Below are 1,251 nucleotides of genomic sequence, written 5' to 3'. Positions count from 1 at the left end.
GCCCGCCGTATGGAATGCGGTTCTGTTTGATCAATAAGCCATCCTACCTATATGAACTTTCTCAACCCGTCTACCTATTTGCACCAGAACCCTCGCGAACATCGAACACTGGACGCATTTTACCCGGCACTTCGGACCGTTGTCCGGGATCGATCCGCAGATACGCAAGGCGGCCGAGCGGTATTTGCTGACGATTTTCGCGATGGGCTGCAACCTGGGCCCGGCCCAGGCGGCACGCCATCTCGATACCGACGTGACGGCGCACATGCTGTCATTCGTGAACCGTCGGCGTATGAATCTGGACAGGCTCGAGGCCGCGCAGCGCGAGTTGATCGAGCTATACCTGCGGCTCGATCTGCCAAAGCACTGGGGCGACGGCAAGACGGTAGCGGCCGACGGCACGCAGTACGACTTCTACGACAACAACCTGCTGGCCGGCTATCACTTCCGCTACCGGAAAATGGGTGCGGTCGCCTACCGCCACGTCGCCGACAACTATATCGCGGTATTCCGGCATTTCATCCCGCCGGGCGTCTGGGAAGCGATCTATGTAATCGAAGGGCTGCTCAAGGCCGGCCTGTCCGTCAAGGCCGACACCGTGCATGCGGATACGCAGGGACAATCGGCCGCCGTGTTTGCGTTCACCCATCTGCTCGGCATCAAGCTGATGCCCAGAATCCGCAACTGGAAAGATCTCGTGTTGTACCGCCCGCACAGCGACGCGAAGTACAGGCATATCGACAGGCTTTTCACGGCGACCATCGACTGGGTGCTGATCGAACGGCACTGGCAGGAGCTCATGCAGGTGGCGGTGTCGATCCAGGCGGGCACGATCTCTTCGCCGTTGCTGCTGCGCTGCCTTGGGTCCGAGAGCCGCAAGAACCGCCTGTATCTCGCCGCACGCGAACTCGGCAACGTCGTACGCACGGTCTTTCTGCTCGAGTGGATCGGGCAGCCGGGAACTGCGCCAGGACGTGACGGCAAACACCAACAAGATCGAGTCGTACAACGGCTTCGCGAAATGGCTGTCGTTCGGCGGCGATGTGATCGCGGAGAATGAGCCGGAAGAGCAACAAAAACGGCTACGCTACAATGACCTCATCGCATCGGCCGTGATCCTGCAGAACACGGTGGACATGATGCGGGCCCTGCGCGACATGGTGGCCGAGGGCGAGAAGGTCCGCACCGAGGACATCGAATTCGTGAGCCCGTATGCGACGCACAACATTCGCCGCTTCGGGCGCTACCGGC

General features: G+C 60.6%; 1 pseudogene. It reads left to right on the top strand.

Annotation, left to right across the window (positions count from 1 at the left end):
• Positions 1-91 precede the first annotated feature (91 nt).
• Positions 92-1,251: pseudogene (locus ACOJB8_RS41065) on the top strand (transposase); the annotation flags it as partial.

The organism is Paraburkholderia sp. BR10141, from assembly GCF_056155635.1.
The sequence above is the reverse complement of the archived record's forward strand: the minus strand, read 5'-3'. Positions and strand labels throughout refer to the sequence as shown.